Source organism: Porticoccus hydrocarbonoclasticus MCTG13d (assembly GCF_000744735.1).
Classification (GTDB): Bacteria; Pseudomonadota; Gammaproteobacteria; order Pseudomonadales; family Porticoccaceae; genus Porticoccus; species Porticoccus hydrocarbonoclasticus.
Genome location: NZ_JQMM01000001.1, coordinates 1035185 through 1060231, shown reverse-complemented (window position 1 = coordinate 1060231; position 25047 = coordinate 1035185). Strand labels below are relative to the sequence as shown.

The 25047-nt window shown below is 51.5% G+C and carries 26 protein-coding genes and 1 other RNA gene; 11 read left to right on the top strand and 16 right to left on the bottom strand.

Annotation, left to right across the window (positions count from 1 at the left end; translation table 11 throughout):
* Nucleotides 1-99 precede the first annotated feature (99 nt).
* The 5 genes from carA to grpE all read right to left on the bottom strand — a co-directional run bounded on the left by carA (nt 100) and on the right by grpE (nt 6457).
* Nucleotides 100-1245, bottom strand: a complete 1146-nt coding sequence (gene carA / locus U740_RS05060; protein ID WP_036861331.1) for a glutamine-hydrolyzing carbamoyl-phosphate synthase small subunit — start codon at nt 1243-1245, stop codon at nt 100-102.
* A gap of 477 nt (nt 1246-1722) precedes the next feature.
* On the bottom strand, nt 1723-2526 hold the full coding sequence (gene dapB / locus U740_RS05055; RefSeq protein ID WP_036859448.1) for a 4-hydroxy-tetrahydrodipicolinate reductase: 804 nt from the start codon (nt 2524-2526) through the stop codon (nt 1723-1725).
* Between the two features lie 60 nt (nt 2527-2586).
* Nucleotides 2587-3717: a molecular chaperone DnaJ gene (gene dnaJ, locus U740_RS05050; protein WP_036859446.1), complete on the bottom strand. Its 1131-nt coding sequence runs from the start codon at nt 3715-3717 to the stop codon at nt 2587-2589.
* 159 nt (nt 3718-3876) lie between these two features.
* Entirely contained in the window at nt 3877-5796 is a 1920-nt protein-coding gene (gene dnaK / locus U740_RS05045) for a molecular chaperone DnaK (protein ID WP_036859444.1), read from the bottom strand.
* Between the two features lie 76 nt (nt 5797-5872).
* Nucleotides 5873-6457 carry a nucleotide exchange factor GrpE gene (gene grpE, locus U740_RS05040; RefSeq protein WP_036859442.1) on the bottom strand — a complete coding sequence of 195 codons (585 nt, stop codon included), beginning with the start codon at nt 6455-6457 and terminating at the stop codon, nt 5873-5875.
* 155 nt (nt 6458-6612) lie between these two features.
* On the opposite strand from grpE, the gene recN reads away from it, so the two are divergent.
* Together recN and U740_RS05030 are read left to right on the top strand one after the other, a co-directional pair.
* On the top strand, nt 6613-8295 hold the full coding sequence (gene recN / locus U740_RS05035) for a DNA repair protein RecN (RefSeq protein WP_036859440.1): 1683 nt from the start codon (nt 6613-6615) through the stop codon (nt 8293-8295).
* A gap of 341 nt (nt 8296-8636) precedes the next feature.
* Nucleotides 8637-9014 (top strand): hypothetical protein, encoded by a 378-nt coding sequence (locus U740_RS05030; RefSeq protein WP_036859439.1) that lies wholly within the window; start codon nt 8637-8639, stop codon nt 9012-9014.
* Here U740_RS05030 and U740_RS05025 read toward each other — a convergent pair.
* Entirely contained in the window at nt 9011-9784 is a 774-nt protein-coding gene (locus U740_RS05025; protein ID WP_152556788.1) for a hypothetical protein, read from the bottom strand. The genes U740_RS05030 and U740_RS05025 overlap by 4 nt on opposite strands.
* A 159-nt stretch (nt 9785-9943) precedes the next feature.
* On the opposite strand from U740_RS05025, the gene U740_RS05020 reads away from it, so the two are divergent.
* Entirely contained in the window at nt 9944-11161 is a 1218-nt protein-coding gene (locus tag U740_RS05020; RefSeq protein WP_036859437.1) for a GGDEF domain-containing protein, read from the top strand.
* Nucleotides 11162-11172: 11 nt separating this feature from the next.
* On the opposite strand, the gene fur is transcribed toward U740_RS05020, so the two are convergent.
* Nucleotides 11173-11583, bottom strand: coding sequence for a ferric iron uptake transcriptional regulator (gene fur, locus U740_RS05015; RefSeq protein ID WP_036859434.1), 411 nt, complete (start codon nt 11581-11583; stop codon nt 11173-11175).
* A 73-nt stretch (nt 11584-11656) separates the two neighbouring features.
* On the opposite strand from fur, the gene U740_RS05010 reads away from it, so the two are divergent.
* Nucleotides 11657-12040 carry an outer membrane protein assembly factor BamE gene (locus U740_RS05010; protein WP_200877047.1) on the top strand — a complete coding sequence of 128 codons (384 nt, stop codon included), beginning with the start codon at nt 11657-11659 and terminating at the stop codon, nt 12038-12040.
* Here the strand turns inward: U740_RS05010 and U740_RS05005 are convergent, their stop codons facing one another.
* Genes U740_RS05005 through U740_RS04995 form a run of 3 tightly spaced genes read right to left on the bottom strand, consistent with a single transcriptional unit; the run spans nt 12041 to nt 14204 of the window.
* Complete coding sequence (locus U740_RS05005) at nt 12041-12361, bottom strand: RnfH family protein (protein ID WP_036859432.1); 321 nt, start codon at nt 12359-12361, stop codon at nt 12041-12043.
* Nucleotides 12358-12795 carry a type II toxin-antitoxin system RatA family toxin gene (locus tag U740_RS05000; protein ID WP_036859429.1) on the bottom strand — a complete coding sequence of 146 codons (438 nt, stop codon included), beginning with the start codon at nt 12793-12795 and terminating at the stop codon, nt 12358-12360. Before U740_RS05000 ends, U740_RS05005 begins: the two co-directional genes overlap by 4 nt.
* Nucleotides 12795-14204, bottom strand: coding sequence for a sodium-dependent transporter (locus U740_RS04995; RefSeq protein ID WP_081890848.1), 1410 nt, complete (start codon nt 14202-14204; stop codon nt 12795-12797). The genes U740_RS05000 and U740_RS04995 overlap by 1 nt, the downstream gene beginning before the upstream one ends.
* A gap of 126 nt (nt 14205-14330) precedes the next feature.
* Here U740_RS04995 and smpB point away from each other — a divergent pair, with 126 nt between their 5' ends.
* The 3 genes from smpB (at nt 14331) to U740_RS04985 (ending at nt 16717) form a co-directional block, all read left to right on the top strand.
* Nucleotides 14331-14810, top strand: coding sequence for an SsrA-binding protein SmpB (smpB, locus tag U740_RS04990; RefSeq protein WP_036859428.1), 480 nt, complete (start codon nt 14331-14333; stop codon nt 14808-14810).
* A gap of 118 nt (nt 14811-14928) precedes the next feature.
* Nucleotides 14929-15306, top strand: a transfer-messenger RNA (tmRNA) gene (gene ssrA, locus U740_RS11995).
* A gap of 166 nt (nt 15307-15472) precedes the next feature.
* Nucleotides 15473-16717, top strand: coding sequence for an integrase domain-containing protein (locus U740_RS04985; protein ID WP_036859426.1), 1245 nt, complete (start codon nt 15473-15475; stop codon nt 16715-16717).
* 96 nt (nt 16718-16813) lie between these two features.
* Here U740_RS04985 and U740_RS04980 read toward each other — a convergent pair whose 3' ends face one another.
* The 6 genes from U740_RS04980 to U740_RS04955 form a co-directional block, all read right to left on the bottom strand.
* Nucleotides 16814-17611, bottom strand: coding sequence for a competence protein CoiA family protein (locus tag U740_RS04980; RefSeq protein WP_160172048.1), 798 nt, complete (start codon nt 17609-17611; stop codon nt 16814-16816).
* A complete protein-coding gene (locus U740_RS04975; protein WP_036859421.1) occupies nt 17611-17856 on the bottom strand; it encodes a hypothetical protein in 246 nt (81 codons plus the stop codon). Before U740_RS04975 ends, U740_RS04980 begins: the two co-directional genes overlap by 1 nt.
* Before the next feature lie 33 nt (nt 17857-17889).
* Nucleotides 17890-19002: a tyrosine-type recombinase/integrase gene (locus U740_RS04970; protein WP_036859419.1), complete on the bottom strand. Its 1113-nt coding sequence runs from the start codon at nt 19000-19002 to the stop codon at nt 17890-17892.
* A gap of 36 nt (nt 19003-19038) precedes the next feature.
* Nucleotides 19039-19476: a helix-turn-helix domain-containing protein gene (locus tag U740_RS04965; protein ID WP_036859416.1), complete on the bottom strand. Its 438-nt coding sequence runs from the start codon at nt 19474-19476 to the stop codon at nt 19039-19041.
* Entirely contained in the window at nt 19476-19757 is a 282-nt protein-coding gene (locus U740_RS04960; protein ID WP_036861321.1) for a helix-turn-helix transcriptional regulator, read from the bottom strand. The genes U740_RS04965 and U740_RS04960 overlap by 1 nt, the downstream gene beginning before the upstream one ends.
* Before the next feature lie 105 nt (nt 19758-19862).
* Nucleotides 19863-20624 (bottom strand): cell division protein ZapB, encoded by a 762-nt coding sequence (locus tag U740_RS04955; RefSeq protein WP_036859415.1) that lies wholly within the window; start codon nt 20622-20624, stop codon nt 19863-19865.
* A 739-nt stretch (nt 20625-21363) separates the two neighbouring features.
* Between U740_RS04955 and U740_RS04950 the strand changes: the two genes are divergently transcribed.
* Genes U740_RS04950 through U740_RS04935 form a run of 4 tightly spaced genes read left to right on the top strand, consistent with a single transcriptional unit; the run spans nt 21364 to nt 24981 of the window.
* Nucleotides 21364-21747 carry a GtrA family protein gene (locus U740_RS04950; RefSeq protein WP_036859414.1) on the top strand — a complete coding sequence of 128 codons (384 nt, stop codon included), beginning with the start codon at nt 21364-21366 and terminating at the stop codon, nt 21745-21747.
* Nucleotides 21740-22768 (top strand): glycosyltransferase family 2 protein, encoded by a 1029-nt coding sequence (locus U740_RS04945; protein ID WP_036859411.1) that lies wholly within the window; start codon nt 21740-21742, stop codon nt 22766-22768. Before U740_RS04950 ends, U740_RS04945 begins: the two co-directional genes overlap by 8 nt.
* Entirely contained in the window at nt 22752-24236 is a 1485-nt protein-coding gene (locus tag U740_RS04940; protein ID WP_036859408.1) for an ArnT family glycosyltransferase, read from the top strand. The genes U740_RS04945 and U740_RS04940 overlap by 17 nt, the downstream gene beginning before the upstream one ends.
* Before the next feature lies 1 nt (nt 24237).
* Complete coding sequence (locus tag U740_RS04935; RefSeq protein WP_051921211.1) at nt 24238-24981, top strand: response regulator transcription factor; 744 nt, start codon at nt 24238-24240, stop codon at nt 24979-24981.
* Nucleotides 24982-25047 lie beyond the last annotated feature (66 nt).

The window sequence follows — 25047 nt, the reverse complement described above, 5'->3', positions numbered from 1 at the left end:
ATTGTCGTTAGCTTGGACTACCTGTGGACGCAATGCAGGTCACAACCACTTAGCAGCAACCGGGGCGACTGTCGCTCTCCACTTACCTGGATTCACCCACTAGTCCCCGGCCTGACTGGCCCGAATCAGCTCAAAAAAATGATCGAACAGTGGCGCGGCATCGTGGGGGCCGGGACTGGCTTCCGGGTGCCCCTGAAAACTGAAGGCCGACCTGTCAGTGCGGTGCAAGCCCTGCAATGATCCGTCGAACAATGATCGGTGGGTTGCGCGCAGATTGTCGGGTAATGTCTGTTCATCCACAGCGAAGCCGTGGTTCTGACTGGTAATCAACACCAACCCGTCATCAAGGCTTCTTACCGGATGATTGGCACCGTGGTGCCCAAATTTCATTTTTTCTGTTCTGGCTCCGCTGGCCAGAGCCAACAGCTGATGGCCCAGACAAATACCAAACACCGGGATGTCGTGGTCGAGAATGTCGCGAATGGCCCGGATGGCATAATCGCAGGGTTCCGGGTCGCCGGGGCCGTTGGAGAGAAACACGCCGTCCGGGTTCAGGGCCAGCACCTCGCTGGCGGGGGTTTCTGCAGGGACCACCGTCAAATTGGCTCCCCGATCCACCAGCATACGCAGAATATTCCGCTTCGTACCAAAATCATAGGCAACAATATTGTAAGGATTTTCCGAAGGGACTGAATAACCCTGCCCGAGTCGCCAGGTCCCCTCCCGCCAGGGGTAGGATTTTGCGGTCGTCACTTCCCGGGCCAGATCCATGCCCTTTAGGCCGGCAAAGCTTCTTGCTGAAGACAAGGCCTTTGCCTGATCGACAGAACCCGCCATCAGACAGCCATTCTGGGCACCCTTCTCCCGCAGAATACGCGTGAGCTTACGGGTATCTATGTTGGCAATACCAAGAATGTTATTTGCCTTCAGATAGGCGTCGAGCGATTGGCAAGACCGGAAATTGCTTGCCATCAACGGCAAATCCCGGATCACCAGACCCGCGGCCCAGATCCGGTCAGACTCGTTGTCTTCATCATTGACACCGGTATTACCAATGTGGGGGTAGGTCAATGTCACGATCTGGCGGGCATAGGAGGGATCAGTGAGAATTTCCTGGTATCCCGTCAATGCTGTATTGAATACCACCTCACCACTGGAAACACCCTCCGCACCAATGGCGATGCCTTCGAAAACAGTACCATCTTCAAGTGCAAGAATGGCGGACCGATGGCTATCGGTATTCAAAGCAACCTCCTCAAATAACCGGGAATCCAGAACTGCGAGAATCGCCCGTATCAAAAACTAACTCATTGATTTCATGATATCAGGCTGCAAAAAAGCGAGATGAAACCGTGCGTCTCACCTCGCTTTCAAATCATTCAATCGCGCTTTTCACCTGTGTCTTTGCAGGGCGTTTCACGTCAGCAGAAACTAACTGGATATTCTAGGCAAGAGGCATGCTTATGTCCAGTGCTAATCCGTTTCCAGGCTTGTGGCCGGGGGCAAAAAAACGGCGATTTCTGTTGCCTTGTGTATCAAAACCGCCTCAACGGCGTTGTGGTCGCCACCCTCTGCTCAATGGTGCTGTCTGCACCTCGACAGCTGACGGTTATTAGACAGTGTTTACGCGACAGGAGATTTTTTCCAGCGCCGCAACTGCACAGTTGCTATAAGCGGGGCACAGACTGTGCTGTAAAGCCCCCCGATTGAGTTGTCGTACTACTATTTCAGCCCCAGTACATCCTGCATATCAAACAGGCCGGTCTCTTTTTTCTGTAACCAGCCAGCTGCGCGAACGGCACCACGGGCAAACGACATGCGACTCGAGGCTTTGTGGGTAATTTCCACTCGCTCCCCTTCAGCCGCAAACATCACCGTATGGTCGCCGACAATATCACCGGCCCGGACAGTGGCAAAACCGATGGTTTGTCGATCACGCGCGCCCGTCTGCCCCTCGCGACCGTAAACAGCGACTTCGCTCAGATCACGACCCAGCGCGCTGGCGACCACCTGCCCCATGCTCAATGCAGTGCCTGAGGGGGCATCAACCTTATGGCGATGATGGGCTTCGTAAATCTCAATATCGACTTCATCACCCAGCACACTGGCCGCCATATCCAGCAATTTGAAACACAAATTTACCCCGGTACTGAAGTTGGATGCCATACACAGGGCAGTGCGATCCGCCATAGAAACCAGCTGAGTACGCTGCTCCGGAGTAAAACCGGTGGTACCTATAACCATTTTACGACCACTGAAGGCACAGGCGTCAGCATTCGCAAGTGTGGCATCGGGGGAGGTGAAATCAATAAGCACATCAAATTGTTCCAGTGCCTGACGGATATCGCCGATCACCTTAACGCCATTGGAACCAATACCCGCCAGCTCTCCGGCATCAACGCCTATCAGGGAACTGCCAGGTCGCTCCAGAGCGACCGTGAGGTGCACGGAGGGATTCAGGTCAATCGCTTCAATCAGCGCCTTACCCATACGCCCGGCAGCGCCGGTAACTGCTATTCGCGTCATTGATATATCTCGTGGTGATGGCACAGGAAACCAGAAGGAGGTCACATGCACAGATGCTCACTATATCGTAAAGCCATCAAAGAATTTTTTCACACCCTCAAACCAGGACGCTCTTTTGGGGGAGTGTTTGCCTTTTTCGAGGCTTTCCTGGAGCTGACGCAACAAATCCTTCTGTTCGGAATTCAGGTTCACAGGCGTCTCAAGAACAACCCGGCACAGGAGGTCGCCGGGCCCACCGCCGCGCACACTGGCCACACCCTTGCCCCGCAGGCGAAAGACCCGATCGGTCTGGGTTTCGGGGGGAATCTTCAATTTCACCCGACCATCCAGCGTCGGCACCTCAATTTCTCCACCCAGAATGGCATCCACAATACTGATCGGCACTTCGCAATACAGGTTTCTACCCTCGCGCTTGAATAGCGAGTGCTCGCGAACGTGGATCTGAACATAGAGGTCGCCCGGAGGACCACCTTCCGGCCCGGCCTCGCCTTCCCCCGCCAGACGAATGCGGTCACCGGTATCAACACCGGCAGGAACCTTGACAGACAATGTCTTGCTTTCCTGTACGCGACCCTGGCCATGGCAAACCCCACAGGGATCCGAAATAACCTGGCCCCGACCGCGACAGGTCGGGCAGGTCTGCTGAACAGCAATGAAACCCTGCGACATACGCACCTGACCATGACCGCCACAAGTACCACAAGTAGTTGGCGTACTACCTTTTTTGGCACCGGAGCCGTCGCAGGTTTTGCAATTGACCAGGGTCGGCACCCTGATCTGAACCGTTTTACCTTTTACTGCATCCTCAAGGTCGAGCTGCATATCATAGCGCAGGTCTGAACCCCGCATAGGGCCACCCCTGCCGCGACCAGCGCCGCCAAAAATATCGCCGAAAACATCCCCGAAAATATCACTGAAACCTCCGAACCCGGGGCCGCCCTGACCACCGCCAAATCCGGCATTGGGATCCACCCCGGCATGACCGTATTGATCATAGGCCGCTTTCTTCTCTTTATCGGAAAGCACCTCATAGGCCTCGGTGGCCTCCTTGAATACATCTTCCGCCGCCTTGTTGTCCGGATTCCGGTCCGGGTGATTTTTCATCGCAATCCGGCGGTAGGCTTTTTTAACTTCGTCAGCGGAGGCGTTTTTGGCAACACCGAGAATTTCGTAATAATCGCGTTTGGCCATTGCGTTTCAACTTCTCTGGTTGGGTTCACTGCCAGAGGCAGTAATTATCATGTTGTCCTGCGCACCGCCTTGGCAGCACACCGGACACGGCAAGGCGCGGACTGGAAACCGCGCCTGCTTTCGGCACTGGCATGCCGGGCATTCCAAGTAGGACAAGCCCTACTTGTTTTTGTCGTCTTTCACTTCTTCGAATTCAGCATCCACTGCGTCATCAGACGTGCTGCCCTCGGACGACTCTGCCCCCTCAGGTTGAGCCTCAGCCTGTTCGGCGTAAAGTTTCTGTGCCAGCGCAGCAGAGGCCTCGGAAAGCGTGTTCGCGGCGGCATCGATTCCCTCCTTGTCATCACTTTTGACGGCATCTTCCACGCCCTTGATAGCAGACTCAATCGCCTCTTTCTCTTCAGCACTGGCCTTGTCGCCCGCTTCTTCCAGCGTTTTCCTGGCGGCATGGGCGAGGCCGTCCGCAGCATTGCGGGAACTCACCAGCTCTTCAAATCTCTTGTCCTCGGCGGCATTTGCCTCGGCATCCTTGACCATTTTGTCGATTTCGTCATCTGAGAGGCCAGAGCAAGCCTTGATGATAATGGACTGCTCTTTTCCAGTAGCCTTGTCTTTGGCACTAACATTGAGAATGCCATTTGCATCAATGTCAAAAGTCACCTCAATCTGAGGCATGCCGCGAGGTGCCGGGGGAATATCAGCCAGATCAAAACGGCCCAATGACTTATTGCCGGCTGCCTGCTTGCGCTCACCCTGAACTACGTGAACCGTTACTGCTTGCTGATTATCATCTGCCGTTGAGAAAATTTGCGATTTTTTCGTCGGGATCGTGGTGTTTTTCTCAATCAGAGGTGTCGCCACACCACCCATGGTTTCAATACCCAGGGTCAGGGGTGTCACATCCAGCAGAAGCACGTCTTTTACTTCACCGGACATCACCGCTGCCTGAATCGCGGCACCAACGGCAACAGCCTCATCGGGGTTGACATCCTTGCGCGGTTCTTTGCCGAAGAAATCGGTGACGTATTTTTGCACCATGGGCATCCGGGTCTGACCACCTACCAGAATGACATCATCAATTTCTGAAGCAGATTTTCCGGCGTCTTTCAGAGCCATTTTCACCGGCTCCATGGAACGGGCAACCAGCTCTTCCACCAGAGACTCGAGTTTGGAGCGAGTCAGCTTGACCACCAGGTGTTTCGGACCGGTGGCATCGGCAGTAATGTAGGGTAAATTCACTTCAGTTTGCTGACTGGATGACAGCTCAATCTTGGCTTTCTCCGCAGCCTCTTTGAGACGTTGTAGCGCAAGCGGATCGCTGTGCAGGTCTATGCCGCTGTCCTTTTTGAACTCGGCGGCCAGGTACTCGATCAATCGCAGGTCGAAATCTTCACCCCCGAGGAATGTGTCACCATTTGTGGACAGCACTTCAAACTGGTGTTCACCATCCACATCGGCAATCTCAATGATTGAGATATCAAAAGTACCGCCACCCAGATCGAAGACAGCCACAACGCGGTCGCCGGGATCACGATCCATACCATAGGCCAGCGCAGCAGCCGTTGGCTCATTGATAATGCGCTTGACATCGAGGCCCGCAATCCGACCGGCATCCTTGGTAGCCTGCCGCTGGGAGTCATTAAAATAGGCTGGCACCGTAATGACGGCCTCGGTGACTTTCTCACCCAGATAGTCTTCTGCCGTCTTCTTCATTTTCTTCAGCACTTCGGCCGAAATCTGCGGCGGCGCTTTTTTGTCACCTTTGACTTCCACCCAGGCATCGCCATTGTCCGCCTTGACGATTTTGTAGGGCACCATCTTGATGTCTTTCTGCACTACATCGTCATCAAAACGACGACCAATCAGCCGCTTGACGGCAAACAGGGTATTGCTGGGATTGGTCACAGCCTGGCGTTTGGCTGACTGGCCCACCAGAATTTCATTGTCTTCGGCAAATGCGACGATAGACGGCGTGGTGCGCGTGCCCTCGGCATTTTCGATCACTTTCGGCTTGTCGCCCTCAAGTACAGCCACACAGGAATTAGTGGTGCCGAGGTCAATTCCGATTATTTTGCCCATTATCTGTTTCTCCGGGTTTGCTTAAACTGGTAAAAATTGGTTTCTGAGTCTGTATATTGGCCCGCATTGCGGAATTTCAAGGCTCGCCGGTGTTATTCGCTGCCAACTTGGCGACTACCACCATCGCAGGACGAATCAGCCGACCATTGAGTGTGTAACCCTTCTGGAACACATCAATGACGGTGTTGGGGGTTACATCAGGCACTTCAAGCATACTCATCGCCTGATGAAGGTCGGGATTAAACGCCTCACCACCGGGATCAATGGCTTCCACCTTGAAGCGAGCCAGCACATCCTGGAAGCTCTTTAGGGTGAGCTCAATGCCGTCACTGACCGCTTTGAACTCATCGCCGACATCGGTCATTGCCTGAATGGAACGCTCAAGATTATCGACCACTGGCAACAGCTCACCGACAAACTTTTCGAGAGCATACTTGTGTGCGTTTTCCACATCGCGCTCCATACGCCGTCGCAGGTTCTGCATTTCCGCATGGGTTCTCAGCACCTGGTCCTTGGCGTTGGCCAGATCGGTCGTCAACTGTTCAACCTCGCCGGTTGCTGATTGCGCCTCTGACTGCTCTACTTCAGGCCGCGACTCAGCGGCGCCCTCTGAACCGGGATCCTGTGGATCCGGCTCCTGATGATTTTGTTCTGTTGACACGCAACATCTCCCTTCTTCTATTGAATACGCTGCTTCAGGACTTTGCTTCAACCCGCTATATTGGGCCATTGCCCCATGTTTCAAGGGCAGACGCGCTTAAAAATTGTGTATAACATTGTTCTTCTGATGTCACTTCACACAAACAGGCATTACTGGTGCTTACTACCCTGACAGTCAAACATTTCACGCTGGTGGAATCCCTCGAAGTGGATTTCGGTGTCGGCATGACAGCATTGACCGGCGAAACCGGCGCAGGCAAGTCCCTGGTGCTCGACGCCCTGGCAATGGCGCTGGGAGATCGCGCCGATACAGATCGGATTCGCCAGGGCCAGGAACGCGCCGAGGTCTCAGCATTATTTGATCTGACAGAGATTGTAGCGGCCCGACAGTGGTTGATCGATAACGATTTTGCCGAAAACGGTGACGAAGTATTATTGCGGAGGCTGTTGACCCGCGAAGGCCGATCCCGGGGCTACATCAATGGCCAGGCCGCCACCATGCAGCAGCTGCGTGAGCTTGGCGAGATGCTGATCGACATTCACAGCCAGCATGAACACCAGTCCCTGTTGCGCAGGGAGACCCATCACAAAATACTGGACAGCTTTGCCGGATGTTCGGAGCTGGCTGGCGAGTTGCGACAGATTTATCAACAGTGGGCGACCACAACACAGCTGCTGGATAAGCTGGAGAACGCCTCAGACGAACTGAATGCCAGACGGGAACTGCTCACATTTCAGTTATCGGAACTGGATGAACTGTCCCTGGCAGAAGGTGAGCTGGAACAGCTGGAACACCAGCAACAGCAATTGGGAAATGCAGAGGCCATACTCAGGGACAGCGGGTCGTTGTTACAGCTCTGCTGTGAAGCAGAAGACTTCAACTTGCAAGACAGCCTAGGCAAGGCCTTACAGTTGCTGGCCAACATGCCCGGCAAACCTGCTGAGCTGATTGAGGCAGAAAATCTGCTGAACAGTGCGGCCATTGAAGTGGCGGAAGCCAGCCGTGAAATCCAGCAACATCTGGACAAATTCGAACTGGACCCGGAGCGGCTACTGCAACTGGAAACACGCTTGAGCGCCATCTATCAGTTGGCGCGCAAACACCGCATCGACCCACCAGAGCTAACGGCCAAACGTCTGGCGCTACAGGAAGAACTGGACAATCTTGCCGGTGGCGAGGGTAGTATTGAAAAACTTCGACAACAGGCCGCCACCCTCTCCGACCAGTACCTCTCGCTGGCAGAAAATCTCACGGCCCGCCGAACAGCCGCGGCAACTGTATTTTCTGCACTGGTTGAACAGCAGTTTTCGGCACTTTCGATGGATGGCACAAAATTCATACCTCAACTTACCCCGGTCAAATCGGGGCAATTAACAGCCAACGGCATGGAGACCATCGAATTTCTGATCACCACCAATCCCGGTGAACCGCCAAGACCCCTTGCCAAAGTCGCATCTGGTGGCGAGCTTTCACGAATCAGTTTGGCTATCCAGGTTATCGCTGCAAACCATTCGGCGGTCCCCACCCTGGTTTTCGACGAGGTGGATGTGGGCATTGGTGGCGCCACCGCAGATGTGGTAGGCAAACTGTTACGCCAGCTCGGAGGGCAGGGACAGGTTATTTGCGTAACGCATCTGCCACAGGTTGCCGCCTGCGCTCACCACCACCTGCTGGTAACAAAAACCACCGGCGAACATTCTGCCAACAGCGGTATCCGGTCGCTTTCAGGTGCTGACCGCACCAATGAAATCGCACGCATGCTCGGAGGTGCAAGAACGACTGATACCAGCCTCAGTCATGCCAGGGAAATGCTACAATTGGGTGAACAAACTGCTTGATACAGATCAATAAATTCAAGCATTCAAACCGCTATGCTGGGCCCTTTCTCCATAATAAGAGGGCGTTACCGTGCAGAGAGAAGATACAGAAACACTGGCCAGAGTCGGAAAATTGGTACTGATAGGCGTTGGCGTCATGCTATTGCTCATTGCCGCCGCTTCGATGATCGGCTAACCCGATTAATGACCTCGCAAAACATTCAAGTGACAAGCTGGCCGCTCCAACGTATCGCCGCATGAACCAATCACGTGTAATTCCTTTTGAGGTAGACCCGCGGATTGTCGACCGCAGACCTCTGCTATACTGACATTTCCGCAAAGAAACCCGGAAGGAGCCAGTTATGATCCACCAGTTTTTATCAGCGAGCTTTAACCTGAGCATGTTGCCGGCCAGACTGGCTATACGAAATACAAAAGCCTCTTTTCAGGCAATGCGCGACCTCCCCGGAACAGTGAAACAATATGCCGACGGCTTACACCAGTCCTGCGGAGACAGCCAACTGTTTATCGATCAGCTAATGCAACGCATTGATACAGAACTCGGCGGCGACCCCGCCAACCTGAGCAATCACGAGCGCGAGATGATCACCGCCCGCGAACTGGCCATGGCAGAACAGCACCTTGGCCACGCCGTATTTAATATGCTTAAGGCATACCGGGTATTGTCTGCCAAACCTTCGCGGGTGATCGAACACGGACGCGCAGAGCGGATCGACTAATCCTGTCGGCGAAACAGATAATTCTTTCTGCCGTTATTGCACACCACCAGCTGACGCCCAAACCGATCACACTGTCCTGGCTGCAGCGCCAGTGAGTCTGGCTGCGACTCGTTAACAGCCAGACGCTGCTTATCCTCCTTCAGAAAACCAAACATCGTTTCAAAGCGCTGCGCAAAATCCACACCCTTTGCTATTACATCATCAAACAGATAGACAAATTTCGCATAGGAAAACGTCGACCCGCCAAGGCCGATTTCCATCATTTTCTCCAAATATTGTCGATAGGCCGCCGCCAAGTAGTCAGCTCGGGCGATCCCATCATCCATTGCCCCGCGAAATGCCGGTATGCGCATTTTATTCGATGGTTTGAGCACACCTCCCGCCAGCCTGCTATTGGCCAGATTGCTCACCAGCACGTAGCGAACTCCCTCGCAAGTCAACCACTGATGATCGAGTTGACAGCCATCCAGTCCGTTGTCGATCTTGAGGGGCTCTGCTGCCTCAACGATCTCCGGCACAGGCAGTCGGGTATCGGCTGGCACGGCAACGTCAATACCGGCTCTGGCTGCAGGCCGCCTGAGCAACAGAGCCTGAATTTTGTCGTTGTTACGCCGGAAGTCCAGCAATGAAGGTAAGTCAGCCCCCTGACCCGCAGCCTGCACTTCACAGTAGAGTTGCTCGTAATAGGTTTCAGCCAGCAACCAACAAAAACGGTCTGCTACTGCAGGAACCGGGGACAAGAGCAGCAAATACACTGTTGTTAATCTCAACCATTTCCACATGTACACACTGCTCTTATAGGGTCTGGAACACAGCCATATGGCCCACAAATGATTAGATAGCCTTCGCGCCCGGATATTTACGCAACAGCCGTAACCTTTTAGACTGATTATCTTTTGAACAGGGAAGGCGAACGCAACTCGCCAGTTATGTCACAAATTATTATTCGCCTGCTCGCCCCGATGTTCTGCCTGATGCTGGCAGTCTTCACCTATTGGCAATACCCCGCATTGAACAACGATCAACGGGCTCTGCTGGAGCAGTTGCCCTTCATCGTCTGCGGGCTCGCCGCTTTCATGGCTTTACTGGCAAACCAATCCAAAAATCTGGGTACGGCCATGACAATGCTGATCAGCTACTGGCTGATTCGGCATTTCCTGCAGGCGCCATTGAATGCTGAGCCGGCCAACCAGATCTTCAGCCTCATCTCACTTTGTCTGCCACTGATACTGGGCGTGTTCATTATTCTCCCCGACACCGGCTGGCGACACCCGGCTTTTCTGGTATTGACGGCCTTCATCTCAATCTTTGCACTGATCATCATCAGCCTGTTTCAGTGGCAACCCCTCTGGTTTTCCCACCTCCTGCCCGGCATCAACGAAAGTACTTTTTTCGGCCTGAAGATATCCGCCACAGCGGGATTACTGTTTCTACTGGTCTATACCTTCAGCATCATCCTGCCATTGCTTCGCCGGGAGTATCTGGACAGCAGCCTGCCAGGCTGCGTGTTCTTCAGCTTTATCACCGTGGGATGGTTTCAGTTACCGCATATTTCCTCAATCATGTTTTCTGCCGCCGGATTACTGTTGATTATCAACCAGACCCAGGCCCTGCTCAACATGGTGTACCGGGACGAACTGACCCAGATCCCCAACCGGCGGGCACTGCTCCGCGATGTACGCACCATGGGAAACCACTATGCGTTGGCGATGGTGGATGTGGACCATTTCAAATCCATCAATGATCAATATGGTCACGACCTGGGTGACCAAGTACTTCGTGCCATTGCCGCGCAACTGCGCCGGGTCAGTGGGGGCGGACGAGCCTACCGCTTTGGGGGAGAGGAGTTTTGCCTGCTGTTTCGCGGCAAAACACGGGAGCAGGTCGTCGATTACCTGGAACAACTGCGCAAGAATATTGCAAATTACGACATGGCCACCCGGGACAACAAAAATCGACCACGCTATCAGTCCAGCGGCGAAAAGAAACGTGGCGCTTCACGACGCCGCGGCAATATCCGGGTGACCGTCAGTATAGGCGTTGCCGATGCACAGGACGCCCTGCATTTTGATGGCGTCATGAAAGCTGCCGACAGCGCCATGTATCGTGCCAAAGAAGCTGGCAGAAATCAGACCAAAATCGCGTAATCAACCCTCAATTATCTTTTAGCCTCTTTGACGTAGAGCACCAGATTGTGGCCCACCAGATCGAACCCATGCTTGGTAGCGATCGCTTTCTGCAACGCTTCAATTTCACTGCTTTGAAATTCAATCACATCGCCACTATCTACATTCACCATATGATCGTGATGAATACCCCGATCAATTTCATAAACTGCCGGACCGCTGTCAAAATTATGGCGTGTAATCAGGCCGGCACTCTCGAACTGAGTCAACACCCGATATACCGTGGCAATACTGACATCGTCACCGGCTTCGAGTAATTTGCGGTACACATCCTCGGCACTCATATGACTTTCATTGATTTCCTCAAGAATCTGCAGGATCTTCAGACGGGGTACGGTGACCTTGAGCCCCGCCTTCCGTAAGTCCCGGTTTTCATCCTTCATTCTGCTACCGCCTCTTTAATACACTCAATTGATTCTGTATTATCGCCGTTCACTGAAAACTCTGGAACCCCCAATGCATTTTACTGCAAGAATTACCTGCTATCTGGCAGTGACCGCGTTACTCGCCGGGTGCTCAGGTGTCTCAATGCCGGATTTCAGTATGCCCAAACTACCCAATGTGCATAAATTCGATATCCAACAGGGAAATGTTATCACCCAGGACATGATTGACCAGCTTCGTCCGGGCATGACCAAGTCCCAGGTGCGTTTTGTGATGGGGACACCCCTGGTTTCAGATACCTTCAATGAAGACCGCTGGGACTATTATTACAGCCTGTCGCCCAGTAACGGTGAAGAAGTCAGGGAGCGGATGGCGATTTTCTTTGAAAACGACCAACTGGTGGGATTCAGAGGTGACTTTATTCCCACTACGGTGAATATAGAAAGCACCGAGTGATCAATTACTCTGCCCGGCCTTCGCCGCACGCCGTTTGCGAATCTCTTTGGGATCCACGGTCAGAGGCCGATAAATTTCCACCCGATCACCCGCTTCCAACACATAGGTCTTTGGCGGATTGAGGCCTTTGGTGCCCAGGGCCTGCCCAAAGATGCCCATTTTTACATTTTCCAGATCAATCTCGGGGAACTGCTGCACAATTCCGGACTGTCGAACCGCCTCATACGCAGTGGTTCCGGGTGCAACCTTAAGCGCCAGCAGTTGCTGACGATGAGGCAACGCATAGGCCACCTCCACGGTAATCAACTCAATATCTTTCACGGACCGTAGACCTCCTGAGCACGCCTTGCCAACGAATCTACCAGATTGTTCGCCACAGAGGTAAACAGGCTGGTGGAGGCAAGTCCTACCGACAGACTATTAAATTCAAATTCCAGGTCGAGCATCACTTTGCAGGCATTTGCCGTCAATGGTTTGAAGTGCCACTCACCGGACAACTTTTTAAAAGGCCCCTGCTCAAGGCTCATGGTAATCTGCTCGGGTTTTTTCAGAGTATTTCGAGTGGTAAAACTGTAACCGATGCCCCCTTTTTTCAAGTCTAGTCTGGCCACCATACCGTCCTCCGACAGCTCTAATATATCGGCTCCGACACAGCCCTCCATATAGCGTGGGTAACTGTTCACATCATTGACCAGATCATACATTTGCTCAGCGGAGAACATCACCAGCGCACTGCGTTTTATGGTTGTCAGCATCAGGAAAATGTCTTGTAGAGGCCCATCACAAAAATGATCCCCACGGCTATTGGCGAAACATATCGCAATATCCAGTACCAGCTCGCGAAGACCCGACCCGACTCATCCGCGAGCTCACTCCGCACGGTTTCCGGTCTCATCAACCAGCCCGCAAACAAAGCGATAAATAGACCGGTGAGCGGCAACATGACACTGGAGGTCAGAAAATCCATAAACTCAAAGAAATTAAACCCCGCAACCTGCTTTTCTGCCCAGATATTAAAGGATAAAACACTCCCCAGCCCAACAATCCAGGCAATACCACCGAGCAGCAGATTCGCGGTAATACGGGTAAATTTTTTCGATTCGATGAGATAGGCAACGGCGGGTTCGATCAGCGAGATCGCCGAGCTCCAGGCGGCCAAAGTCACCAGCACAAAGAACAGGCTGCCAAATAATAATCCTCCCGTCATATTGCCAAATGCGATTGGCAGGCTGACAAACAGCAACCCCGGACCCGCCCCGGGTGCAATCGACGGATTTGCAAACACAATGGGGAATATGGCCAGCCCGGCAACCAGCGCCACCACCGTATCCAGAAAACCGACGGCAAGCACGGTGCGGCCAATCCGGGCATGCTCAGGCATGTAGGCACCATAGGCCATAATGGCACCCATCCCCAGACTGAGGGTAAAAAACGCATGCCCCATGGCCTCCAGAACCCCCGCCCAGGTCAATGCCTCATAGTTGAAACTGAACAGAAAATTCACAGCCTGGGCAAAATCCCCTCGCTGAATGCCAAACACCAGCAGGATCAGCAGCAGTACAAACAGCACCGGCATCAATATCCTTACCGCAACACCAAGCCCGCGGGTTACCCCGCCAATAACCACTAACAGGGTCAGAATCATGAAGACTGTCTGCCACAGAATCAGTGCTTTCGGGTCGGACAACAGGTCTGCAAAAATAATGGCAACCTGGTCGGCACTGGCGCCCTGGAATGCACCGCTGGCCATCTTCCCAATGTAATTGAGCGCCCACCCGGCAATTACCGCGTAATAGGAAAGAATCATCAATCCGGCTATGACACCCAACCAGCCTATCGCATGCCAGTGTCGCTCCAGGCCCGCCTCTGTGGTCAGGCGGCGCATCGTATTGATCGGACTCTGCCGACCACGCCGACCCAGCATGACCTCCGCCACCATGACGGGAATTCCTACCAGTAAAATACACAGCAGATACACCAGCACAAAAGCGCCGCCGCCATTTTCACCGGCAATATAGGGAAACTTCCAGATATTCCCCAGACCCACCGCCGAACCGGTTGCCGCCAGCACAAAGGTCCAGCGGCTGGACCAGACAGGGTGTCCCCCGGGAACTGATCCAGACCCATCAACCTCTGCAGGGGATTGCTGCTGTTGTTCCGCCATCGGCGATTTCCTTGTCAAAACTGACCGGATTGTACCGGCAATCCAAGATATACAAAACCAAGGCAATCACGCATAACGCCACAAAACCATAGGCGCACCCCAGCGCAATCCTTATAATGCCGACCCATGGCTAACAAATCCCAACACCCTCAAAAAAACCCCACCATTGCACTCAACAAGCGGGCCCGTCACGAATACCAGCTCGAGGAAAAATTCGAAGCGGGTCTCGTTCTGCAGGGCTGGGAAGTAAAAAGCCTGCGCGCCGGCAAAGCCCAGCTCACTGACAGCTATGTATTACTGAAAGACGGTGAGGCTTATCTGATTGGTTCACACATCACCCCATTGGGCACCGTGTCCACCCACTACGTCACCGACCCCGGCCGCACCCGCAAGTTGCTGCTCAATCAGCGTGAACTCGGTAAATTGTTCAACGGTGTCAATCAGAAAGGCTACACCTGTGTAGCCACCGCACTGTATTGGAAAAACCACCTGGTGAAGTGTGAAATCGCTCTCGCCAAGGGCAAAAAAGAACACGATAAACGCGAAACTGAAAAAAATCGTGATTGGGCACGACAGAAACAACGCCTGGTCCGCCGCGCCCGGTGATCATTAACGCCCTGTCAGTGAACTTCATCCACAGAATAAGTCTAATGAACCAATGGTCTCTGTGGTAAGATCTCCATTGAGACAATGTTTTTTAACAGAAACACTCAAAGCAGTTTCAGGGGGCGATTTGGATTCGACGCCGGTTACAAAACCCTGGGTGCATGCCGAGATGGCGACCAATCTCGTAAATCCAAAGTCGCAAATTATAGTTGCCAACGACGACAACTACGCACTCGCCGCTTAATACCCGGTAGGGTGCCATCTGACCGGAGCCGTGCTTGTGCGTCCGGAGCCTTTCGGGGCTATCAGGTGTCATATCTCACATGATCGCGATGAAGCTCGTCCGGGGTGGATTCGTTAAAAACTCACCGGAATCGCGGTTTGCGCGCCCTGTCTGTCGGGTTGCAACCCGCTAAATTTAATAGACTGCACTAAGCATGTAGATCTCTCGGCAGAGGACTGACGGACGCGGGTTCAATTCCCGCCGCCTCCACCAATTCAAGGTTTTATACCTTACCAAGAAGACCGAAAAAGCCTGTAATTTTAACGAATTACGGGTTTTTTTACGCCTATAGCATCCTAACAAACCCTATCTAATCCAGCTTTTTTAGTAGTACCCATTGTAGTACCATCAATTTATCAACCAAAGCGGTACTACTAAAATGGCCCGTACAACCAAGCCCCTCACCAATACCGAAGTCAGTCAGGCAAAGCCTAAGGCCAAGGTTTACTCTCTTTCCGATGGGGGTGGCTTACAGCTTCGCGTAAAGCCCAACGGCTCCAAAATTTGGCTGCTGGATTACCACCGACCCTTCACCAAGGTTCGTACCAGTCTCAGCCTTGGGGCATACCCTACACTGTCATTAGCGGGCGCACGCGCCAAACGAGAAGAGGCCAGAAAGCTACTGGCAAAGGACATTGACCCCAAAGAACACCGGGATGAACTGGCCAAAGCCAATGAAGAGGCCCACAACAATACGTTGATGAAAATTGCGAGTGACTGGCTGGAGATCAAAAAAACCACCGTCACCCCCGAGCACGCCAATGACTCCTGGCGTTCACTGGAGCTGCATATCTTCCCTACATTGGGAAAAATGCCGATTCACAAGGTAACTGCCGTCAAAGCCATTGCCACCATCAAGCCCATTGCAGCCAAAGGCAGCCTTGAAACAGTTAAACGGCTCTGCCAACGCCTGAATGAAATAATGACCTTTGCAGTCAACACGGGTGTGATCCCAAACAATCCCCTTTCCGGTATTAGCAAAGCCTTTCAAACACCTGACAAACAACACCAGCCCACACTCGCCCCCAGCCAGCTCCCAGAATTGATGAAGGCCCTATCCTTGGCCAGCATCAAACTAACCACTCGCTGTTTGATCGAATGGCAACTACATACGATGATGCGCCCTGGCGAAGCTGCCGGTACTCGCTGGGATGAAATTGACCTGGAGAACCAGCTTTGGCATATCCCTGCTGAACGAATGAAAAAGAAGAAAGCTCACACTGTCCCGTTGACGCGGCAAACCGTCGGCTTACTGGAATTGATGAAACCCATCAGTGGCTGCAGTGAGTTTGTATTCCCCTCTGACAGAAATCTCCGAACCCACACACACCCGCAAACCGCTAATATGGCGCTAAAGCGCATGGGCTTCGACAAGCAACTGGTAGCACATGGCATGAGAGCTTTAGCCAGCACCACGCTCAATGAACAGGGCTTTGACCCAGAAGTCATTGAAGCAGCACTGGCCCATACCGGAAAAAATGAAGTGCGAAACGCCTATAACCGCGCCCAATACATTGAACGTCGTATTCCCGTCATGACTTGGTGGAGCGAACATATCGAAAAGGCCGCCACCGGAAATATGAGCCTCACCGGTACAGCAGCCCTCTCCGTCGTCAATGGGTAATTTCAGCACCGACCTTGATCTAGCACCTCTGGACTGAGATGCGCCAAGCTCGCGTATACAAGACACTCAGACGTGATTATTCCTATCAAGAAATACTTAAATCTCATCCGGCAAATGGCCGATACAGCATATATAGCCTCTTTCAGTCATACCCTCTAAAAGATACTCGCAGCCTACACAGTCATCATTAAAGCTCGCATAAGGCCTCCCTTTGTATGTTCTTTTTTTTAGAGGACACAAGTCCACATGCGTTGAAAACCCTCGAACTATAGTGGGTTTCTTGAGAGCTAGACCCATCAACCGATCGAACTCCTGAACAGCTCGAGCATTAAAAATCCAGTTCTTAAAAAACCATTCATCTACGACTAAGGAGGACATATCTTCTCTGGTTCCATCCCAAATAGAGTGGCTCAAATCTATTTCGATAGCAGACACCCCCAGTCGTTTAATGCGACTGACTTTCTCATCATCCACCTTATGAGTTACAAACACTTCAACAATCAGATCACGCCCACCAATCGTAAGAATAAGGTCAGGCCTTATATTTTCGATGCTACTCTCCACCCTCACGCGGTCGATCTTATATTTTCTAGCGTCAGATAAACGCAACAACCTCCGACCAGTCTCAAAGTATAGTTCTACCGGAGGTAGCGCTATGTATGCTGCCTTACTCAAGATATCCTTGGCCAATAGATGAGCAGCCGTTTCAAGCCCTCCAGAGCATGCTTCATTCGAATAATGCGCAAAGTGATGTCTCTTCTCGTTGCCTTTCCTTGCAACAAGCCTGGACTGGCAACATGGACAAAAACAATCACATCCCAACCCTGCTTCTACCTCAGAGATGTGCACCAGCTCATTGTTTTTGAGTCCGTATGGTAGAGCGACTTCATTCATCAGATAGTTATTGAGCAAATGAGAGGGGAAATAATGTGAGTTTGCGAACATGGCTTTTTGCTATCCCCATAAATACGCTTTCTCACCCTATCAGTCTCTTCCTTGCCGTAATACTCGGTCAGCACCTCATGCATATGCTCTTCCGCAAAATACACATCACTAATCGGTGGTGACTCAGCCAGTTCCGGAGCCAACTCCGGCGCTGGAGGCAATTTATCCTTATTTTTCCTTGCTGGCTTTTTCAATGAATCCCTCCTCTTTTTTACAGCCTCCCAGCACTATAGCTCGGCGAGAGAATGCGCTCTCATTTCGCGTGCCACAGCCCTGGCAATTTCATCAACCTGACTAGACTGAACATCAGCACGCGGCTCCCGTAGCGCCTTTAATATTTCATACTGCCGGGATTGCTGCACTTCGCCATAACTATAGAACGTCGTCAGCACACCATCATGGCCAAGATTCTGACTCCACGCCTTGAACTCTTCAGGGCCACGGCAGGTTTTTTCACCTAACTGCACCAAGGTCTTGCGAAAGCTGTGGGGATTGAAATAAGGCAGTCCCGCTTGCTCGAATGCTTCCTTAAACACCTTTCGAATGGGGGTGGCATTGCTCCAGTGCTCTTTCAGAACACCAACCGACTCAAAGACACGCCGTGCACCTGGCTTTACCTCGGTTTTAGGAAATAACGGGTCATCGTTACCGAATAACAGCTCATTTTTCAGGTAGTGAACCCAATCTTCCACAATCTGCCGAATATCGTCACCAACCGGGAAAAAGTACGTAGTGAAGGTCTTGCTGGCCTTGGTGTTAACCTCCCGAGCATCCTGAAAAACGCTCCCGGCAGCCAAATCCACATGCTTCAGCTTAAATGAAGCAATGGCGCTATCCCTGGCACCCGTCAACAGCGTAAAGGCCACCAAAGCCCTGCTGCGCTTTTCCAGCACGGTATTAGAAGGCATGACTGCAATTACCCGCTGAATCTGTTCAAGCGTTGGTACAGGCCGATTCCGTTTTGCCGTGGCAACCCTTGTATCCTTATCTGACAGATTGAAATACTCCGTGTCGGTGTAATTGATACGGGACTTATACCCCGCCTGCATTGCCAGCCATTGAAAAAAGGTCTTCAAGCTGCGTAACGCGGAATTCATGGTTGCCTTGCTCAAGCTGGAACCCGTCTGTTCATTCCGATACTTGTTTAAGTGCGCCTTGAATCCAACCGCCTGCTCAAAGTGAAACGCCTTAAAATCACGCCACTTGGTATAGGCTTCAAAACGACTTATCGCCTTGGCAACGGCATCAACCGATGAGTCATCCTGACGCTTCGCCTCTTTCAAAAAGATGAAATACTTACGCTTCATCCGCTCATTATCCGGGTGATATTTTCTAGTCATCTGATACCTCCACACATAGTCACTGTTTACGGGGAACTAACTGGTCTTGCTTATGTGTTTTTGACCTATCGGGAAGCACACCTCCAGATGCTGCCGAATCTGGGCCAAACTGGACTTGTTCGCGTAGCGGTTCATCAGCGTTTCACAGTCGGGACAAATCCCCACTAACCGACCTGTAGTCTCATTTATAGGGGTGAAATCAACCATATTCTCAGCAGGCTTCCTGGGTGATCGGCACCGCATGCAATAGAGTTCAAAGGGTTTGCAACGTTGTTTTCCTGCTGTACGTGTACGCTGCAGGTAACGACGTATTTCATACCCAAGAATCAGCGTTGGCCGCCTGTCATCACAAACAGGCATCCCCGTCTTGATCCACCCCCGCACCGTGTTTTTGTGGATACCAAACAGAGAAGCCACTTCTTCCACCGTGTAATTGCGATGAATTTTTGCCAGATTGGGGTTGTAGTTGGCCATCAGAGAACCCCACTGGAAGATACCCCTGAAAGCAACAGCCGATAGGATTCTTCCCTTTCTTTCTGCAAGGCAAGAACCAACTTACGTATCTCATCATCCGTTTTACCGGCGATCCGAGCGGCATTAAGGGTTTCAATTTCCGAGGCAGGCCAACCAACAGATCGACCACCTAATGAGATGGGTTTAGTCCATAGCCCTTTGCTAATTCGCAGGTAAAGAGTAGAGCGAGAAAGGCCGCTTTGTTGTTTGACGGCAGGGAGCCGCAGGATGGTTTGAAGCATGTTAGTACCCTCTTGGGTGTTGCTGAACATGACTTCATAGTGATGATTTTAACTTGCGCCGGTCATCGCAGGTGCGGCAATCTCAGCCGCAGTTGCGGTAATAAATCAGCTAGATTTGAGACTCCTTTTCCCTGCCGCAAACTTCTCTTCCAAGGTTCGAGCTGCAATGCCCGGTTTTCCTTCATAGTATCCAAGCAACGCGGCGATAATGGCCCCCTGAGAATTAAATATCGAATGAGCTTTTCCACCTGGTGATTGGCTGAGCATTAACTCTACTAACCCACCAATAACATTGAGATATGTTGTCTCTGCTCGCTCACTCGGAGCCGACATTTTTTCAACTATCGCGCGGAGCGAATCACGTTCGGCAGTGATAATATCATTATCTTGTTTTAACTCGCGGTACACTTCAGTAGCTTTTTCAAGACGAGCTTTTAGTGCATCACGATCTGCCTGTAGAGCCCGAAACGTATCTGCATTTATGGCGGTGTGGGTAGCTTTCTCAATTTCATCAAACAAAAATGCGGGCTTTTGGTCAGGATAGTACTTTTGCATCCACTCTTTTAAGTCTGCATGGCGAATGGTCAAACGTGCTTTAGCCACCTGTTCACCCGCCACAACAGATCGACCGTCGCGACCATAAGTTAATCCGCCATTCAATACCGCATCTAAAATGCGTTCCGCATTAGCACGCAAGCAGGGCCATTGGGGGAACATACTAGGTGTAGGTATAACTGCCTCTCCCACAGCACGAAGAATCACTTCCTCTTGAGCAATGAGATTGCACCAACGCAACGCCGCTTCAATAGGTTTATAAAACGGCTTCTCTAACGCATTACAACTTTTAGAGTCATAACCAGAATTCATAGAAGTTAACTTCCTGTTATATTTAGAAAGTGGGCGAATCTACCACAGTCTTGTTCGTTTCCAAGCTAACGGCAATCTCTCCCATAACTACTCCAACGGGTAGTTGGGTTTATTCATCGTTTCGGCAGCGGGGTCGTTGGAATCGTTGACACCAGCACCACACCGCCTTCACAGGAAAGAACATATATCATCCAGAAACCCGGCCTCAATCTCTGCCTGACTTGCGCCATCCCTGTTTGTGAATCCCTGCCAAGACGGTATCATCCCGGACGTTCTGAAATATTAGCGTACGATCATGCCACTCAGTCCCCCAAGGATACAAGCGAACAAAAATTCAACTAGTTGACGCAATGCCCATACTGCACTGGCTGAACTGGGATGATGCCTAACTGCGACGCTCTGCGAAAATTCAGGAGTGCAAGCCGGTAAATTTTCCGTAACAGCCTCTTGTTGATACTTTTTTGAATCCTTCCCTAAATTGACGAAGTTTGTTCATGCTTCTTCCGATGGTTCATTTTTACCATGCGGAGTATCTAGACTCTTGGGGATATTCAAATCCCCAAACAGCTCCGCCGCAGCATTTGGCAATCAACTACCTAAAGAAACTTTCGGACTTCAATCATTTCACATTTTGATATTTTCCTGATGAAACCCTCACAAAGCCGTGACACTGGGTAGGCTAAGGTACCGACACAATATCTTGCAGTCTCTGTCAGTCACCAAAGTGGTTGTTTCCCTTATGAACAAGTTCTTCTTACCGCTCCAATTGCAGAGATTTATAGCTGCAGGTGGCCTTGCCACGCTGTTTCACTGGTTTGTTATGACGGCGCTAATCACCCTCGGGCTTGAGCCAATGAGAGCAACTGCAGGTGGGAGCGTGACTGGAGCGGCATTCAACTACGTCCTCCAACGACGTCTAACGTTCCGTATTAGCGGCTCTCACAGGCGCACAATATGGCGCTATGTCAGCTCTTGTTTTGTCGCTTGGCTATGCAATCTCGTTTTTTTCTTTCTGTTCCATAGTGTCCTGACAATTCACGTTACTCTTTCACAAGTCGCCACCACAGGTCTTGTCGCTGCAATGAATTACATCATCTATCAGAGGTTCGTTTTTCATGAATAAACACATTGAATCTCCCATTCTGCTGTTTGATAAACCACTGTTATCAGTGGTGGTACCGCTGTTCAATGAGCGTCCGATGCTACCGCTCTTTTTTGAGCGGCTCTTGCCGGTGCTTGCCAAGTTAAGCATCTATTGGGAAATCGTCTTGATAGATGACGGCAGTGACGATGGCAGTGCTCAGTATATCCGGAGTGTTATGAACCGAACGCCCAGCATCCGACTTATCAAACTAAGCAGAAATTTTGGAAAGGAAGCCGCAATGACAGCGGGCCTAGACTATGCTAAGGGCGATGCGGCAATTGTGCTAGATGCTGATCTGCAAGATCCGCCTGAACTGATTCCTGCAATGATTGAATGCTGGCTATCTGGTGTAGATGTTGTCCTGATGCAGCGTCGCTCACGAGCGGGCGAAACCCTGTTCAAACGCTGGAGTGCTCACCTTTTTTACCGGTTGTTGAACCGAACCAGCCGGACGAATATCCCGGTGGATACCGGGGACTTTCGGCTAATGAGCCGAAAAGCAATAGATGCTCTTCTAGTACTCAAGGAGCGCAATCGCTATATGAAAGGATTGTTTGCCTGGATCGGCTTGCCTACTCAGGTCATCCAGTATGATCGTGAGCCCCGGGCGGCAGGTGAGACAAAATGGGATTACCCCGAGTTAATAGGCTTGGCTCTTGAAGGGCTAACCTCGTTTTCTGTATCACCATTGCGCTGGGCAACCGTTATCGGGCTCATCGCGGCCAGCATGGGTGGGGCGTTCGGGTTGTGGATTGTAGTGAAAGCAATCATGCTGGGTGATGCAACCAACGGTTATCCGTCGCTTGTCGCCATCATCAGCTTTCTGGGTGGCATTCAATTGATGGGTGTGGGCATCGTAGGTGAATACGTCGGCAAGACCTATATGGAGTCGAAGCAGCGCCCGGCGTACCTGACAGAGGAAGTGATTGAAGGCTGGAATGGCATACCTCAACAGGCCAGTCGCCATAGAACTGAGGTGCGTCATGTCAAAGCGGTTTAACCTCTGGATGCTGATATTGGCAGCGGTACTTGTTAGTCGTTTCATTGGTATGGTACTACTTCCACTTTCCGACACCACCGAGCCGCGCTACGCAGAAATTGCTCGCTTGATGGCTGAAACTGGTGACTGGATCACCCCATGGTTTGAGCCCGGGGTTCCGTTTTGGGGCAAACCACCCTTGTCATTCTGGGCCCAGGCTGGGGCCATCAATATATTTGGTGTCTCGGAGTTTTCTCTACGTTTTCCCTCTTGGCTGGCAACGATTGCTATGATCGGACTGATCTGGCGATTGGCACGGCAGCTCTGGAATTTACAAGTGGCCCAATGGAGCAGCTTGGTCTTCGCAACCATGGCACTCACTTATATCAGCTCCGGTGCCGTGATGACAGACGCCTTCTTGGCGCTGGGCACCACGCTTAGTTTGGTCAGCTTTTGTCTAGTGATGTCAGGGAAAAGTGGCCTATGGCGATGGCTTTTTTTTCTTGGACTGGCAATCGGATTTCTGTCGAAGGGGCCGCTGGCCATAGTGCTGGTCGGGATTCCCATCGTTTTGTGGTTATCCCTCTGGCGGGAAGCGATCACGAACCTACGGCGTCTGCCTTGGTTAAGAGGAATACTGATGACGGCCCTGCTCGTCTGCCCCTGGTACCTATTGGCTGAGTTAAAGACCCCCGGTTTTCTGGACTACTTCATCGTGGGTGAGCATATCCGTCGGTTTCTGGATCCAGGGTGGGCAGGAGACCTCTATGGTAACGCTCACGATCAGCCCAAAGGCATGATTTGGGTTTTCTGGTTGTGGGCATCTTTCCCTTGGGGCATCGTTGCATTGGTCTGTCTAGTCCTCACTTGGTTCAGGGGCACAAGAAAAGGCGTTGTACATAAGATCACATCAAACGCTGGTGTTAGCTTTTTGCTGATTAGCGCACTAGCGCCAATGCTGTTTTTCACACTCGCGGGAAATACACTCTGGACGTATATACTGCCCTCGTTGCCGTTTACAGCTATTCTTATCGGCCGCTGGGTGTCGCGATGGGAGTCTTTATATTTATGTCGTATGCGGGGTGGAATAGTCGCGCTTGTGCCGGTTTTATTAACCGTATTCGTGAGCCTAACCGCAGCAGGTTGGGCACCGCTCAAAACAGAAAAAGAACTGGTAAACTATTATCAATTGATCAAGGAAGCCGATGACAGCCCATTGATCTATTTGAATGATCTGCCATTTTCAGCCAGATTTTACTCAGGTGGAAATGCTTTGGAAGTAACGCAGAACGATTTGAAAATCTTGTCAAGTGCCAACAGGTTTAAAAGCTTATACGTCGCAATTCCCAGAGACTGGTCAGAGGACAAAGTAGCTAATTTATCTTCGTCAGCTCTAAAGATTATGGAAAATAAACGCTATCAATTGTTGGTTATTGAAGGATTGATCCACAACAAGCAACCAGTGTCTAATGCCAACGGAGTTCGCTAAAATGACATCTGATCAGACTTCTCTCGAACCTACTTTACAATCTCCTCTCAGGTTATTGATTGTCGAAGACGAAGTGGATCTTGCAGAAAACCTGTTCGAGTTCCTAGGTGAAAATCGCTACACACTAGATTTCGCTGCTGATGGCTTGACCGCTCTGCATTTACTGGCCACACACACCTATGACGTTATCGTACTCGATCTTATGCTGCCCGGCGTCAATGGCTATGATATTTGTTGTCGTATCCGACAAGATCTGCAATGCCAGACTCCTATTATTTTGATGACAGCACTAAGCGCCCTGGCCGACAAAGAAAAAGGGTTTGATTCTGGTGCCGATGATTATCTTGTGAAGCCGTTTGAACTGCGTGAATTACAGATACGGGTTGAAGCTCTCCATCGGCGCTATTCGCCACAGAGACCGGTCTTGAGAGCTGGGGATGTTCGATTCGATCCAGGCACACTGGAAGTGGAACTGCGTGGGTTGAAAACAGATTTGTCCGGCACACCAGCTCGTCTTTTTGAATTGTTGATGCGAGCGTATCCGAGCTTTCTCAGCCACGAGGCGCTAACTGATGCCGTATGGGGCGCCCATCATGGGGAACCGGAAGGCAATAGTCTTCGCACACATATCTACACACTTCGAAAATCCCTGCAAGCGAGCCTGGGCAACGGGCTGGTAAAAACAATCCATGGTCGTGGGTATCGTTTGGACGTACCAGCAAATAGGGGCGAAGATACGCCATGAAGTCATCTTTGACCATACGGTTGTCCCGAACTCTATTTTTTTTGATTGCCACTACGACCGCAACCT